Source organism: Xanthomonas sp. CFBP 8445, from assembly GCF_025666235.1.
GTDB classification, from domain to species: Bacteria; Pseudomonadota; Gammaproteobacteria; order Xanthomonadales; family Xanthomonadaceae; genus Xanthomonas_A; species Xanthomonas_A indica.
On the sequence record NZ_CP102594.1, the window covers coordinates 3,065,553 to 3,081,249 of the forward strand.

Sequence of the window (15,697 nt, forward strand, 5' to 3'; positions counted from 1 at the left end):
ACGGAGCCGCGCATGAACCAGAGCGATCTTTCCCCGTCCGATCCGTCCACCGCGTTCTCCGAGTCCGTCCGCGGCCAGCAGCCGCAGGCGGTGGACCGGCAACTACCGCCGCTGCTGCAGGACCTCTACCACACCGCGGCCGAGCGCCGCGCCGGCGGCGCCGAGACCTTCGCCGCGCTGCCCGATGGCTGGTCGCGCATGGACGACGCAGCGCTGCAGCGAGCTGGGATCGACCCGCGCCTGCAGCACGACGCCAAGAGCGGCTTCGATGCCGCGTTCTACCGCAACCCGCAGGGCAACGTGGTGCTGGGGTTCTGCGGCACCGACGAACTGAAGGACTGGAAGCACAACCTCGGCCAGGGCCTGGGCTTTTCCGACGCGCAGTACGCCTCGGCGATCCAGCTCGGCAGCCAGGCCAAGCAGGCCTTCGGCGACAACCTGCTGATCTCCGGACACTCGCTGGGCGGCGGCCTGGCCGCGGCCTCGTCGATGGTCAACGACGTGCCCGCGGTGACCTTCAATGCCGCCGGCGTCAACAACAAGACCCTGGAGCGCGAAGGCCTGGACGCCGACGCCGCCAAGGCCTATGCCGCCGACGGCCTGATCCGCGGTTATCACGTCAAGAACGAGCTGCTGACCTACCTGCAGGAGGACAACCTGCTCACCCGCGGCCTGATGCCCGACGCCGCCGGCCGCCAGATCCAGCTGCCGGAACCGGATCCGCTCTCGTTCGGCCAGCGCCTGATTCCCGGCATGATGCTCAAGCATCGCCTGGACCTGCACGGCATCGACTCGGTGATGAAGGCCGAGGACCTGGCGCAGCAGCAGGGCCAGGCGCGATCCGGCACGCTGTCCACCGGCAGCCGCCTGTTCAACGACGCGGTGGTGCAACTGGACGGGCAGCGCGACCGGCTCGGCCTGCACGACGATGCGGCCTTCCTCAACACCGCCGCCAGCGTCGCCGCGCGCGCCGGCCAGGACGGCCTGCAGCGCATCGACCAGGTCCTGCCCAGCCGCGATGGCGATCGCCTGTTCGCGGTGCAGGGGCAACCGGAGAACCCGGCGCACCTGCGCAGCCAGGTGCAGACCGCCACCGCCGCCCACGAGCCGTCGCAGGCCAACGTCGGCCAGCTGCAGCAGCAGAATACGCTGCAGGCGCCGCCGCAGCAGCAGGAAGAACGGCAGCGCAGCGTGGCGATGCAGTAGCCGCCAGGTGTCGCAGCGCGGCAGGCGTCCTGGGAGACGCCTGCCGACATCCACTACGACGCGCGGTATCGCGATGACGCCGCAGACGTTTCGGCAGCGGCGAACCGCGGCAGGCCTTCGCGCCGCAGGATAGACGCCGCGAGACGTTCCACTCGATGCGCCACGTTGCGACACGTCGTGCTCCTGAGCACGACGGCCGGCATCTGGCCGCATCGAGAGCATCGCCGCCCTCGCCTGACCGCGCAGTCGATGCAATCGCCCATGTCAGCGTTGCCCGAGCGCAGGCCCGCGACGGATCTCACGCGGCTGGGCCGGGGCGTCCACCGTCAGAACGCGCTTCGTGCAGGTCGCACAGATCGCGCTCGATCTCGGCCAGGCGCCGATGCTGCGCCGAGCGCTCGAACCATGCCGGCCAGCGCAGCGATGCCGCGACCAGGACGACCGAGACCGCCAGCCCGGCCAGCAGGTTCGCCAGCACCACCGCCGGCCGCAGCGCCCACAGATCCACGCCCGCGGCGTACAGCAGCAGGCCCAGCGCCGGCACCCACATCACGCCGCCGCACGCGAACAGCACGCGATCGCTGCGCAGCCGCGCGCGGCGCGCGCGCACGATCGCCTGCTGGCTGTCGGCGATCGGACCGGCGTAGTCGATCGCGCCGATGCGCCGCAACTGCACCGCTGCGGTCGCCAGCAACGCCAGGCCGTAGCCATGCAAGGCAAGGCCGTAGGCGACCAGATGCCAAGTCCCCCAGTGCTCGGTCCAGGCCGCCCCGCCCCACAGGCTGAACAGCAGGCCGATCGCCAACTGCAGCAGTTGCGCGCCTGCCAGCAGGCGCACGCGCCGGCCGATGCCGTGCAGCCCGCGTGCGCGCTGCAGCGCATCGCGCTGCGCCGCCTGCCGTTCCATCTGCCGGCCGTAGTCGATCCAGGCCGCCTTGAGTTCATCGAGTTCCATTGCCGTCTCCTCAGTGACCGCCGGTGGTGCGGCGCAATTGATCCTTGATGCGGCCCAGGCGGGTCGCCACGTTGCCCTCGCTCGTGCCCAGCACCTCGGCGCATTCGCGTTGGCTGCAGCCGTCCAACTGCAGCAACAACAGCGCGCGATTGACGGGCGACAGCAGGTGGATCGCCTGCTGCAGCAGCGCCACGCGCTGACGCGCCTCGATATCGACGTCCTGGGCACCCATCGCGTCCGGCACGTCCTCGGCCGCCACCTCGCGGTCGCGGTGGCGGCTGCGCCGCTGGTGCGAGATCGCCACGTTCAGCGCGACGCGGTACATCCAGGTGGAAAACGGCCGCGCCGGATCGTAGGACGGCCAGGCGCGCCACAGCGCGGCCGCGATCTCCTGGGCCAGATCCTCGCGGTCGTGGTAGCCCAGGCCATAGCTGGCGGCGATCTTGTAGACGATGCCGCGGTGCGTGCGCAGCAGGTCGGTGAAGTCGGAGGCGGCGCGGGGCGACATGGCGGTCCCGTTGGAGAGGTCGTTGAGGTGATACGCACCAGCGGGTAAAACCTCACACCGGCCGCAGTTGCCGCCGCAGCACGCGGCGGCCGACCGTCACGCAGCCGCGGCTCAGCCGGCGCCGGCCATCGCGCGCAGCACGATGCCCACCACATAGGCCAGATAGGTGCCGGTGGCGTAGCCCATCGTGCCCAGCAGCACGCCGACCGGCGCCAGCGCCGGATGGAACGCGGCGGCCACCACCGGGGCCGAGGCCGGGCCGCCGACGTTGCTCTGCGAGCCGATCGCGAAATAGAAGAACGGCACCCGCAGCAGCTTGCCCAGCGCCAGCAGCAGCAGGACGTGCACGACCAGCCAGATCAGGCCGAGCGCGAAGATCCAGGGGCGATCGAACAGCGCCAGCAGGTCCATCTGCATGCCGATGCAGGCGATCAGGAAGTACAGCAGCAGCGTGCCGATGCGCGAGGCGCCGGCGCCCTCGAGGGTGCGTGCGCGGGTGAAGCTGAGCAGCAGGCCGAAGGTGGTCGCCAGCACCACCACCCACACGAACGGCGAGCCGAGGCTGAACTGCTTGGCCCAGCTGACGTTGGCGTCGAACCACGCCGCCGCCGGCGTGGCGATCGCATGCGCCAGGCCGACCGCGCCGAAGGCGACGCCGACGATCAGCATCAGGTCGGTGAGGCTGGCCACGCGTTCGTGCTGGGCCTGGAACTGGGCGATGCGCCGCTTGAGCTCGTCGATGCCGCGGGTATCGGCGCCCGTGCGCGCGTCGATGGCCGGCGCACGCTGCGCCAGAAAGATCAGCAGCGCCATCCACACGTAGCCGACGCCAACGTCGACCACCGCGAATTGGCCGAAGGTGGTGGCATCGACCTGGAACACTTCGCGCATCGCCAGCATGTTGGCGCCACCGCCGATCCAGCTACCGGCCAACGCCGCCATGCCGGCCCAGGTGTCGCCGGCGACGGTGACCGGGTGCAGCCACTTCATGATCTGGAACGCCGCCACCGCGCCGAGCATGATGCTGAAGGACGCGCCCAGGTACATCGCCACCAGCTTGGGCCCCAGCCGCAGGATGCCTTTGAGGTCGACGGTGAGGGTGAGCAGCACCAGCGCCGCCGGCAGCAGCACGTCGCGCGCGACCGGGTTGTAGAGCGAATTGTGCTGGCCGTCGATCAACCCGACGGTGTTGTAGATGCCCGGAATCAGGTAGCACAGCAGCAGCGCCGGCACGATGCCGTAGAAGCGCTTCCAGAATCCCGACGGCCGCGCCGCAGTCCAGAACACCGCGCCTAGCGTGGCGGCGATCAGGCCGAAGATGACGATGTCGTTGGTGATCAGGGGCGTCGAGGGCATCAGGCTGTGGGCTGGGATTCGGGATTTGGGATTCGGGGTTGGGGATTGGCGGCTGGCGGCTGGCGGCTGGCGGTGAAACAAGGATCGAAAAAAGCAGCAAATGCGCGCGAGTTCGCAAGGTGGACGCGCTGCAAGCACCCTGTTTTTGTGGGAGGGGCTTCAGCCCCGACGCTTCATCGGCAAGGCGTCGGGGCTGAAGCCCCTCCCACAAGGGCGCTCGGATTACCGGGATCGCGGGAAATCCCGAATCCCCAATCTCCAATCCCGAGACCTGGGCCCTGAGGATGGGGCCCGGAAACCCGAGCCCCAGGTCCCCTCACTGCCCGATATGCTGCTTCAGCCAGCCGTTGACCGTGTCGTGCCACATGAGGCTGTTCTGCGGCTTCAGCACCCAGTGGTTCTCGTCCGGGAAGTACAGGAACTTGGACTCGATACCCTTGCGCTGCAGCGCGCCGAACGCAGCCAGGCCCTGCTCCATCGGGATGCGGAAATCCTGCTGGCCATGGATCACCAGCATCGGCACCTTCCACTTGTCCACGTGCAGGATCGGGTTGAACTTCTCGTAGCCGGCCGGGTTCTGCCACGGCGTGCCGCCGTTCTCCCACTCGCTGAACCACAGTTCCTCGGTGGCGTAGCCCATCATGCGGTTGTCGAACACGCCGTCGTGGTCGACCAGGCACTTCCACGGCTGGTTCCAGTTGCCAGCCATCCAGTACACCATGTAGCCGCCGTAGCTGGCGCCCAGCGCACAGGCCTTGTCGCCGTTGAGGAAGCCGTACTGCTTCTGCGCCGCGGCCCAACCCTTCTGCAAGTCTTCCAGCGGGCGGTCGCCCCAGTGCTGGCTGATCGCATCGGTGAAGGCCTGGCCGTAGCCGGTGGAACCGTGGAAATCGATCATCACCACCGCGTAGCCCTGCCCCGCGTAGGTCTGCGGGTTCCAGCGGTAGCTCCAGCCGTTGCCGAAGCTGCCCTGCGGGCCGCCGTGGATCAGGAACGCCACCGGGTAGGTCTTGCCTTCCTGGTAGTTGTACGGCTTGACCACGTAGCCGTGCACGGTGTCGTTGTTCCAGCCCTTGAACGAGAACTGCTCGTAGTCGCCGAACTTCACGTCCGGCAGCATCTCGCCGGCGCTGGGGGTGATGGCGCGCGGGTGCTGGCCGTCGGCATCGGCGACCATGATCTGGTCGCCGCTCTTGAGGCTGTTGCGGGTGAAGGCCAGGGTGTTGCCGGCCAGCACCGGCGCGCCGACGCTGCCGTCGGCGGCCACGGTGCGCACCTTGCCGTCGGCCACATCGACCGCGAACAGCGGGTGCTGGCCCATGTCGTCGGCGGTGGTATAGACGGTCTTGCCGTCGGCCGACAGCACGATGTCGCCGGCGGAGCGGTCCCACTGCGGGGCGATCTCGCGGCTCTTGCCGCTGGCCACGTCCATCGCCATCAGGCCGAAGCGGTCGGCCTCGAAGCCGGGGCGCTTCATTGCGCGGTAGTACAGGGTCTTGCCGTCGGCGGAGAACACCGGGCCGGCGTCCCAGGCCGGGTTGGCCGCGGTCAGGTTCACCGGCGCGGCCTTGCCGGCGGCGTCCAGCCGGTACAGGTCGAAGTTGGTCGACCACGGCTCTTCGCGGCCGGCCACGCGCACGCTGGCGACCAGCGACTGCCCATCCGGCGCCCAGGTGTAGTCCTCGCCGCCGCCGAACGGCTTGGAGGGGATGTCGCCGGCCAGGGTCACGCTGATCGCCGAGGCACCGGCGACCGGCTTGGCCTTGGCGCCGGTCGGCAGCGGCGCGACGAACAGGCTGTTGCGGCGGCCATCGTTCCAGGTATCCCAGTGGCGCACGAACAACTGGTCGAACACCACGCCGCTGGTCTTGGACTGCTTCTTGGCGTCCAGGCGCTTCTGCGTGCAGGCCAGGTCCGAGCCGCAGTCCTGGAACACGCCGGCGCTGAAGGCCACGCGGTCGCCCTGCGGGGCGACGTGGTAGCTGTCCACGTCCAGCGCGAAATCGGTGAGCTGGCGCGGCGCGCCGCCGGCCAGCGGCAGCGCGTACAGCTGCTGGCGGCCGGACTTGGCGCTGAGGAAGTACACGGTCTTGCCGTCGGCCGACAGCTCCGGCGAGTTGACGTTCCAGCCGTCCGGGGTCAGCCGCTTGGGCGGCGCCGCATCGCGGGTGCGCAGGTCGCGCAGCCACAGGCTGGTGCTGGACTTCTCCAGCGCCTTGTCCATCTGCCGCTTGGCGAAGATCACCGTGCCGCCGTCGGGCGTCAGCAGCGGCGAGGACACCCGGTCCAGCGCGACCATGTCGCGGACATCGAAACCGCGGGTGGCGGCCAGCGCGGGCAGCGCGGTCAGCAGGGCCAGGGGCAGCAAGGCGTAGCGCAGGGTCATCGGGTGTCTCCGGAACACGGCAAAACGTCGATGGTAGGGGCCGTGGTGGGCGTGGCGCAAAGGACTGAAGTCATGGAGGGGCTGGGATTGGGGAATCCGGATTGGGGATTGGTAAGCGCGAGGCGCTGGCTCGGCTGGAACTACGAGGACCCGCACCGGCCGGTGACGGACGGCGGGCGGACCGCGATCCTAGGTACGCGCGACTGGAAGTGCGGTGGATCGGGATTGACCGGAGCTGGCCTCGGGCGGAGGCGCGTAGGCAAGCCCCCGCATCTGAGCGCGATTCGGTCATGCGTCCAAGCGATGCACGCGGCACCAGGCAGCTGGTGAGATCTGATGGGATCGGCACACGGATGGACTCGGCCGCAAATGCGAAGCCCGGCGCGGGGCCGGGCTTCGGATGTTGCGTTGCGGGAGGCGGTTGCGCCGGTTACGCGCGCGGCGGGGCCGCGGCTTCGCCCTTGCGGCCGGTGCGGTACAGCAGCCAGCCGACGAAGGCCAGCAGGGCCAGGCCATACCACTGGTTGAGGTGGAACGCCTCCGGCAGCGCCAGCACGTCGGCGCGGCCCGAGGCCACGATCGGCACCGCGATGGCGATGCCCATCAGCGCCTCGCCGGTGATCAGGCCCGCGGCGAACAGGGTACCCGGACGGTGCACGCGGTCGCGGCCCTCTTCGTCGTCGGCGCGGATCTTGTGGAAGCGCTCGACCAGATGGGTCAGCAGGCCGCCGAGGAAGATCGGCACCATCAGCTCCAGCGGCAGGTAGATGCCGATCGCCGCGGCCAGCACCGGCACGCGGAAACGCTTGCCGGTCTTCTTCAGCCACTCGTCCAGGGCGATGATCGCCGCGCCGACGCCGGCGCCGATGCCGATCATGGTCCACGGCAGTTCGCCGCCGAACAGGCCCTTGGCCACCGACGCCATCAGCGTGGCCTGCGGCGCCGCCAGCGCATTGGGATGCTGCGGCGTGGCCGCACCGATGCCGTAGGCCTGGGCGAGCAGGTTCAGCACCGGCGCCATGATCAGCGCACACGAGAACGCGCCGATCGCCAGCATCAGCTGCTGCTTCCACGGGGTGGCGCCGACCAGGTAGCCGGCCTTCAGATCCTGCAGGTTGTCGCCGCCGACCGCGGCGGCGCAGCAGACCACCGCGCCGATCATGATCGCGGCGACCGCACCGATCGGCGAATCGCGCCCGAGCAGCAGCACCAGCACCGCCGAGGCGAACAGGATGGTGGAGATGGTGATGCCGGAGACCGGATTGTTCGACGAGCCGATCAGGCCGGCCAGATAGCCGGACACCGACACGAACAGGAAGCCGGCGACGATCATGATGATGGTCATCGGCACGCTGACGTGCCACTGGCCGACGATGGCCTGGTACAGGCCCAGCAGCGGCAGCGTGCACAGCAGCAGCGCCATCAGCATCCACTTCATCGGCAAGTCGCGGTCGGTATCGGCCACCACGCCACCGCCGGTGCTCTTGCGCGCGGCGGCGAAGCCGCTCTTGACACCCGACAGCAGCGACTTGCGCAGCGAGAACAGGGTCCACACGCCGCCGATCAGCATCGCGCCCACGCCTAGGTAGCGCACCTTGGCCGACCAGATGCCGAACGCGGCCTCGGCCGCCGGCGCATTGGCCAGGCCCTGCGCCAGCGCCGGATCGGAGCCCATGAAGAACTGCTGGTACAGCGGAATGGCCAGATGCCAGGACAGGATCGAGCCGGACAGCACCACGATGCCGACGTTGAGCCCGACGATGTAGCCCACGCCCAGCAGTGCCGGCGACAGGTTGGTGCCGACGTAGCCGACCATCTTGCTGCTGCCGATGTAGGCGGCCTGCGCCCAGGTATCCGGGATCACCTTCAGGCCGCTGGCGGCGCCGAGTTTGACCAGCCCGCCGATCGCCGCCGACAGGCCGAGGATCTTCAGCCCCGGCCCGGGATTCTCGCCGGCCTTGAGCACTTCTGCGGCGGCCTTGCCCTCCGGGAACGGCAGCGGATCCTCGACGATCATCGAGCGCCGCAGCGGCACCGAGAACAGCACGCCGAGCAGGCCGCCCATGCCGGCGATGCCCAGCACCCACCAGTACTTGAAGTCTGGCCAGTAGCCCATGATCACCAGCGCCGGGATGGTGAAGATCACCCCGGCCGCGATCGAGGAACCGGCCGAGGCGCCGGTCTGCACGATGTTGTTCTCGAGGATGGTGCCGCCGCCGAGCAGGCGCAGCACCCCCATCGACACCACCGCCGCCGGAATCGCGGTGGCGATGGTCAGGCCGGCGAACAGACCGAGGTAGGCATTGGCGGCGGACAGCACCACGGCCAGCACGATCGCCAGCACCACGGCACGGAACGTGAGCTGGCGCGGCGCGGCAGCGTTGTTCATGGTTACCCCTGAAACGACAAAAACGCTTTGCACGCTAGCGTCTGGGGCGGGGCAAGTCCAGCCTAATGGCACCCAGCTTGTGGCACATGCCTGGGGGGCGGGGATTGGGGCGTTGGGATTGGGGATTCGCAAAGGCAGCGGCAGTTGCTAGCCCCTCTCCCACCGGGAGAGGGGTTGGGGTGAGGGTCCGGCGGCACGCAGCGCACCCCAGCCATGCCTGCCCTGCCCGACCCTCATCCGCCCCTGCGGGGCACCTTCTCCCGATCGGAGAAGGAACAGCGAGCAGCCCCTCCCCACCGGAGAGGGGTTGGGGTGAGGGTATGCGCCTCGCCGAACCGTCCATGCCGCGCACCGCCATTCGAGCGGGCGCCCGCGCCCCTATACTCCGCCGCTGCCTTCCTGCGCCGAGAGCCGCCGTGTCCGTGTCCTCCCTGCCGCTGCGCGACGCGCGCGACGATTTCCTCGGCCATCCCAAGGGCGTCTACGTCTGCTTCTTCACCGAGATGTGGGAGCGCTTCTCCTTCTACGGCATGAAGGCCCTGCTGTTGCTGTACCTGACCAAGTACCACCTGTTCGGCGACGACGCCGGGCTCGACCTGCTCGGCGCCTACGGCGGCCTGGTGTACTGCGTGCCGGTGCTCGGCGGACTGCTCGCCGACCGTTGGCTGGGCATGCGCAAGGCGGTGGTGTTCGGCGGCCTGCTGCTGGTGCTCGGCCACATCGGCATGGCCTTCGAGGGTCACGCCGCCGCCCGGATCAACGGCCAAGTGGTCCGCGATACCGCATCCCTGGGCGTGACCTACCTGTCGCTGGCGCTGATCATCATGGGCGTGGGCTTCCTCAAGCCCAACATCTCCACCATCGTCGGCAAGCTGTACCCGGCCGACGATCCGCGCCGCGACGCAGGCTTCTCGCTGTTCTACGCCGGCATCAACCTCGGCGCATTGTTTGCCTCGCTGGTGTGCGGCTTTCTCGGCGAAGCCTACGGCTGGCGCTACGGCTTCGGTGCGGCCGGCATCGGCATGCTGCTCGGCCTGGGCATGTTCCTGTGGGGCCAGAAATACCTGCACGGCCACGCCGAACCGGCGCAGCCGGCGCTACTGCGCGAGCGCGTGCTCGGCGTGCCGCGCGAATGGGCGATCTATCTATGCGCGGTGCTGGGCGTGTTGCCGGTGGCCGCCTTGATGTGGGCCGCGGCCAACGGCGCCTTCAGCCTGGGCGGGGAAATCTCCCTGGCCCTGCTGCTGATGCTGCTGGTGCTCGGCGCGGTGCTGCTGTGGTTCGCCTGGTTCACCGGCACCCAGTGCACCGCGGTGCAGCGCCAGCAGATGATCGCGCTGATGGTGCTGATCGCGATGGCGCTGGTGTACTTCACCCTGTACGAGCAGACCTACGGCTCATGGGTCACCTTCACCGACCGGTTGATGACCAAGGACATCGTGCCGTCGCTGGTGATCCGCGGCGGCACGCCCCTGCCCTGGTCGATCGCCTCGCTGCTGCTGGCGCCGCTGGGCTTCGTGCTGGCGGCCTCGCTGTCCGACCGGCGCCCCGGCTCGTCGGCGCCGCGGTTGCTGTTCGTCGGGGTCAGCGCCCTGATGCTGCTGTTCCTGATCCGCGACTGCCTGGTGCTGCCGCAGACCGCCGGCTCCCTGACCTACCTGGGCGCCCTGTTTCTGGTGCTGCTGGCACCGCTGTTCGCGGCGCTGTGGGCATGGCTGGCGCGGCGCGGGCGCGAGCCGTCCAAGCCGGCCAAGTCGGCGTTAGGGCTTCTGCTGGCCGGCCTGTCCTTCGTGCCGCTGGCACTGGCCGCGCAACAGGTCGGCGCGACCGGACAGATGGCGAGCGTGTGGTGGCTGGTGCTGGCCTATTTCGTGCTGGAGGCCGGCGAGATGTGCCTGTCGCCGGTCGGCCTGTCGGCGGTGACGCAACTGGCGGTGCCGCGCGTCGTCAGCCTGATGATGGGCGCCTGGTTCCTGGCCACGGCATTCTCCGAGGCGCTGGCGGCGCTGTTCGGCAAGCTCGCCGCGATCGAGGTCCCGGACGGCCAGACCCTCAACATCGCCGACGCCGCGGCCAAGTACGCGCACCTGTTCTGGCTGCTGCTGTGGATCGGCGTCGGCTGCGGCGTACTTGCCTTCCTTGCCGCGCCGCTGCTGCGGCGGATGATGCACGGGGTGCGCTGAGCGGTTGCGTCGCCCGAGCGGCGACGCACTCGGTTCACATCGACGCGGCGCAGTTCGCATGGTCAGCGACGACAGCGGCAATAAGTGCCGCGAGTCATGCGGATCCTCAAATCCAACCAGAGCCAGTGCAGCGGCGATCCATCCCACTGGAGCGGCATGGTCAGGCACAGGCGCTCACGGTTTGGCTGACGCGCGCACCGCCTGCGTGTCGCCCAGCGAGCGACTCAACATCCAGCAGGCGAGTGTAGAACGCGCGGCGGTGCTCCCTTCGGCCTAAACCCCATGGCCACCCGCCGCAGAACAGCCTCCCCGGTCGGCACACGGCATCCGTCAGCGCCGCCTTAATGCGTATAACGATGTATAGGCGCATTGTTGGCACATAAATGCAGCCCTGCATTCGAATCACCCAACCCACTATTTTTCGCGTGAAACCATGGAGGCCGAAAAACCTTGTCTTGCCATAGGCACGGTGCTAGCTTCTGGCTCGTCGCCGCATGACGACATCTAGAAAAAGGAGCTTTGTGATGAAAATCCAAGATGGCAAGCTTGAGAAGGAAGATTCTCTCTCCAATCCTTTCGCTATCCAGATCGACGAGCCCATGCAAACTATCGCAGCGCCCGGCGTCTGCGAGATGAAGCCTTACCTTGGCGACGATTCTCGCTGGTACTCCACCCAGCCAGGCGGCTAACGCGAAGGCAATTGGATCAAGACGTCGCGATAGAGAACGCCGCCATCAGGCGGCGTTCTTTTGTTCGAAAACGCGATCACCATACGACAGCGTCCTCAGGCAGACGAGCCTCCATGATCAAGGGCAACATCGCCTTTTCCGACCTCGAGCAACCGCCGCTGTGGCAGGCCAACACCCTGCGTCTCGGGAAAAGCTGGATCACCCCCTACTGTCACTCTGCTGTGGAAACCGTCGTGGTCCGCACACAGGGACAGTGGTTCGCCACGGTGCGCGAACGTTGCACGGATGTCGAATGGAAAAAAGACGATACGGGCATACTGGTCGATGCCGATCGATTCAACCAGCTCTACAAAGAGGCGCTGCTATGGCCGCTCGACTATCTCATGATCGAAGTGGCGCAGGCCGGATGCCGATTGAAGTTGCGCGCCGGCCTGCTCGGATCGGCGCCAGTCTATTGCCGGGTCTCCGATGACGCAGTAGAAATCTCCTACGATCTGGCCGACTTTTTTTCCCGGCCCACCACCATCGACCTGGAGATGGCCAGCCGGCGTCTCGCGCTTAGCGCAGCGTATTCCGCCAGGCAATTGTGCTCGGGCGTTCTGATGCTGACAGAACGCGCCACCCTTTTCGCCGAGCCGGGCAAGGCCCGTTACGTCTATCCCTCGCCAGCCGAAACCGTCGCGCCTTCCGATGAAGCACTGATCGACTACGGCATGGAGCGATTCGGGCAACTGTTGCATCGCGCGGTTTCGATTCGACCTGCGTCGACACAGGTGGCCGTCGAGTTGAGTGGGGGCATGGATTCGGCGACCGTCGCGTGCGCGTTGACGCGATCGCAGCACAACATCCTGAGCCTGGGAATCTTGCTCGATCAGGGACACAGTCAAACCCAGACCGAACGCCGCCGCCTGCTTGTCGAAACGCTAGGTCTTCGCGACACCGCCGTGAATATCGACGCGTTCCCGCCAACGCTCGATCTACAACCGAGCGCGCGTCGACCGGACTATCCCCTTGCCGAGTTCTACCTCGAGGCATTCGAAAGCGTGTGGGACCGTGCTCAAGCGCAGGGCAGCGATCGGCTTTTCACCGGCGTTGGCGGAGACCAGCTGTTCCCGACGTACCGGAATGAGGAACGCTCCAACGGCAGCCGTCATGGCAGTGTGGCCGCAGAAGCCAAGCGCCGCGCGGAATTGTTATTGACGCCCAGCGCGCTCAATGCATCGCGTTCGGTCAATGGATTCGATGCTCCCGCCGGCCCTTTATCTGCATCGGTGTTGGCATCGAGCATGTGCCAGGCTCCCCACCTGCTTCGGCGAGGCCTTTGGCCGGTCAATCCCCTAAGCGATCCACATCTGGTTGCCTTTTGCCGGGGCCTCCCCCTCGAGTGCCGTCAAGATCGAGAAACGATGTGGCGTTATTTACGGGCCAACGTAGGCGACATATTTCCACGGGATTATTGCAAGGAAACGTTCGCTCACGTGCTTCCCGAGTTGATCGCACATCACGCCAAGACGATCGCCATGCAACTGAGCGAGTGCGCCCTTGCCGACCTGGGCCTGGTCGACCGAGACGCCGTACTGCAACTGCTGGACGAACTGGTGTCGACACGCGCGCGTCCGCTGACGGCGCCGTTGATCTCGTTCCTTTGGCTGGAGCGCTTCGTTCGGCAGTTTGCCTGACAACCACGTTCAGCAGGCCCCGCAGCCGCTGTCCCGGCGTGCAGATGCGGCTGCACGACGACGCAAAAGCAGCCGTCGGCAGTGATGCAGGGCGGGTTTTTCACCTCGCAAACAACCTGCAGCATGTGCTGAGCAGGGGCGCCGAGGATCGCGACTCAGCCCGGCAATGCCGACGTGCGCGCCATCCACGACGATGACGGCGGCAAGACCTCCAAGTGCCGTTTACTCGCACTGAGCTACTGCTCCACCCGCATCAGTGCGATCCGGACGCACCGGACCGCACTGATGCCGCTTCGCTGTGGCGCACGGGGTCCCGGCGCGACTCGTCAGGCGCCGATCACTTACTGCTTCGTTGGCGCCGGCGCCGCCTGCGCACCACCCAACGACTTGCTCAGGAACGCCAGCAGCCTGGTGTAGAACTCGCGTCGATGCTCCTCGGTGTAGAAGCCATGGCCCTCGGTCGGGACATACAGCGTCTCCACCGGCACCCCGGCCTTCTTCAGTGCGGCTTCCATCTTCTTGGAGTGCTGGATGGGCGCGCGCTCGTCCTCGCCACCCGCCGCCAGGAACACGGGCACCTTGATCTTGTCGGCGAGATTCACCGGCGACACTGCGGCCAGCTCGCTGGGAGAGCCCACCCATTCGCTCAGATAGGTCTTGCCTGAATCGCGCTGCTGAGTATCACCTTTGACGTACAGCATTGGTAGATCGTAAACACCGATATAACCAGCGGCGCAGCGATACAGCGACGGCTCCTTGGCCACACCCATCAACGACGCATAGGCGCCATAGCTGGCACCGTACATGCAAATGCGTTGCGGGTCGGCGATACCCTGGTCGATCGCCCAGCGCGTGGCGTCGGTGACGTCGTCCTGCATCTTGCCGCCCCACTGACCGGCGCCCGCCTGCTGGAACGCCCGCCCATAGTTGCCGGAGCCGCGATAATTGACCTGCAGCACCGCATAACCGGCGCTGGCCAGGATCTGCGCATCGTCATCGAACATGCCCTTGTCGGATTCACCGAACGGGCCGCCATGCGGCATCACCACCATTGGCACCTTGCCGGACTTGGCCGCCGCCGGCAGCGTCACGAACCCATGCAGTGGCAGTCCATCTCGCGCCTGCAACGCGATCGGCCGCACCTCGGCCAGCTTCGGCGGCTGCAGTGCGGCACGGCGTGCGAACACGAAATCGGCCTTCTTGGCGACGGTGTCGAACAGGTAGAACTCGCCCGGATTGCGCCCGGACTGCACGTTGACCAGGTTGAGCCGGCCGTCGCGCGTGCTGGAGGTGACGTAGACCGCCTGCCCGGGGAAGGCCGCTTCCAGCGAACGCTGGGTCTTGGCTTCGGGCGAGGCGCTATCGAAGAACAGGCTACGCGGCGTGTCGCCCAGCACTTGGACACCAACCGGAACGCGGGTGCCATGGCGATAGATGATCGCGTAGGGATCGGCCAGGGCATCGCGCGCCACCACCTTGCGCTCCCCGTTGTCCACATTCCAAGACTCGACCACGTCGCTGCCCTTGGCCTGCTGGACCAGGAGATAGGCGGTATGTCCATCCTCGGAGAACCCGATCGGCAATTCGACGTGTTGGCTGACGTTTTCGTCGTTGATCAGCTTCCAGTCGCTGCCCTGCGCATCGCGATAGAACAGCTTCTTGGCGTTGTCGGCATCCGCACCCAAGGCAAAGCGCACCTTGCCTTGCTCATCGCTGTAGAAATCTGCACCACGCACCTTCGGCGAACCAGTCAGCAATCGACGACGACCGCTATAGACGTCCATGACTTCGGTACGGCTGTAAGGATCCTGGCTGGTGCTGAACGGTTGCGCCTGGATGATGTAGTTGCGATCGTCGCCGGGTAGCGGCCCCACCCACTGGGCGATGACCTTCTCCACCTTCTTGGTCTGGATCAACGTGCCCGGCCCGTTGCCGGTGACGCGCTGGCCCACCAACAACTCCGCCGCGCCGCCGTCGGCGTTGATCGCGAACAGCTCTCCGGTGCCCCAGGGCCGGTCCCGCTGCCCGATCTTCTGGACCATGTTGAACAGCACGCGCGTGTCGTTGACCCACACGAAATCGGAGACGTGCGTGTTCTTCTCCATCGAGAAGCTGCCGACGATCTTGTTGTCGGATCGGCGCATGATCGCCAGCGCGGTCCGATCCTCCAGCGGCACCGTCGCCGCGTAGTACTCGCCGGTCGGCGACAACTTCAGTGTTTCGACCTGTTCCTTGACCAGATACGGCGCCAGATCCACCTGCGCCCATGCATTCCCCGCTCCCAGCAGACACAACAACGCGACTGCGCGCAGTCCCCTCTTCATTCCTTGTTCCCCTGTTCCTGTT

General features: G+C 67.2%; 10 protein-coding genes. 4 read left to right on the top strand and 6 right to left on the bottom strand.

Features of this window, described 5'->3' with window-relative positions; translation table 11 throughout:
- Positions 1-12 precede the first annotated feature (12 nt).
- A complete protein-coding gene (locus NUG21_RS13070; RefSeq protein ID WP_263391094.1) occupies positions 13-1,206 on the top strand; it encodes a Tle-like phospholipase domain-containing protein in 1,194 nt (397 codons plus the stop codon).
- A 298-nt stretch (positions 1,207-1,504) separates the two neighbouring features.
- On the opposite strand, the gene NUG21_RS13075 is transcribed toward NUG21_RS13070, so the two are convergent.
- The 5 genes from NUG21_RS13075 to NUG21_RS13095 all read right to left on the bottom strand — a co-directional run bounded on the left by NUG21_RS13075 (position 1,505) and on the right by NUG21_RS13095 (position 8,800).
- Complete coding sequence (locus NUG21_RS13075; RefSeq protein WP_263391095.1) at positions 1,505-2,161, bottom strand: hypothetical protein; 657 nt, start codon at positions 2,159-2,161, stop codon at positions 1,505-1,507.
- Positions 2,162-2,171: 10 nt separating this feature from the next.
- Entirely contained in the window at positions 2,172-2,669 is a 498-nt protein-coding gene (locus tag NUG21_RS13080) for an RNA polymerase sigma factor (RefSeq protein ID WP_263391096.1), read from the bottom strand.
- 111 nt (positions 2,670-2,780) lie between these two features.
- Positions 2,781-4,025, bottom strand: coding sequence for a DUF819 family protein (locus NUG21_RS13085; RefSeq protein WP_160948227.1), 1,245 nt, complete (start codon positions 4,023-4,025; stop codon positions 2,781-2,783).
- A 316-nt stretch (positions 4,026-4,341) separates the two neighbouring features.
- A complete protein-coding gene (locus tag NUG21_RS13090; RefSeq protein WP_263391097.1) occupies positions 4,342-6,411 on the bottom strand; it encodes a S9 family peptidase in 2,070 nt (689 codons plus the stop codon).
- A 430-nt stretch (positions 6,412-6,841) separates the two neighbouring features.
- Entirely contained in the window at positions 6,842-8,800 is a 1,959-nt protein-coding gene (locus NUG21_RS13095) for an OPT family oligopeptide transporter (RefSeq protein ID WP_242081221.1), read from the bottom strand.
- Positions 8,801-9,222: 422 nt separating this feature from the next.
- On the opposite strand from NUG21_RS13095, the gene NUG21_RS13100 reads away from it, so the two are divergent.
- The 3 genes from NUG21_RS13100 (at position 9,223) to NUG21_RS13110 (ending at position 13,351) form a co-directional block, all read left to right on the top strand.
- Complete coding sequence (locus tag NUG21_RS13100; protein WP_263393080.1) at positions 9,223-10,983, top strand: peptide MFS transporter; 1,761 nt, start codon at positions 9,223-9,225, stop codon at positions 10,981-10,983.
- A gap of 524 nt (positions 10,984-11,507) precedes the next feature.
- A complete protein-coding gene (locus NUG21_RS13105; protein ID WP_019796288.1) occupies positions 11,508-11,672 on the top strand; it encodes a hypothetical protein in 165 nt (54 codons plus the stop codon).
- Between the two features lie 113 nt (positions 11,673-11,785).
- A complete protein-coding gene (locus tag NUG21_RS13110) occupies positions 11,786-13,351 on the top strand; it encodes an asparagine synthase-related protein (RefSeq protein WP_263391098.1) in 1,566 nt (521 codons plus the stop codon).
- 341 nt (positions 13,352-13,692) lie between these two features.
- Here the strand turns inward: NUG21_RS13110 and NUG21_RS13115 are convergent, their stop codons facing one another.
- Entirely contained in the window at positions 13,693-15,675 is a 1,983-nt protein-coding gene (locus NUG21_RS13115; RefSeq protein WP_263391099.1) for an alpha/beta hydrolase family protein, read from the bottom strand.
- Positions 15,676-15,697: the final 22 nt, after the last annotated feature.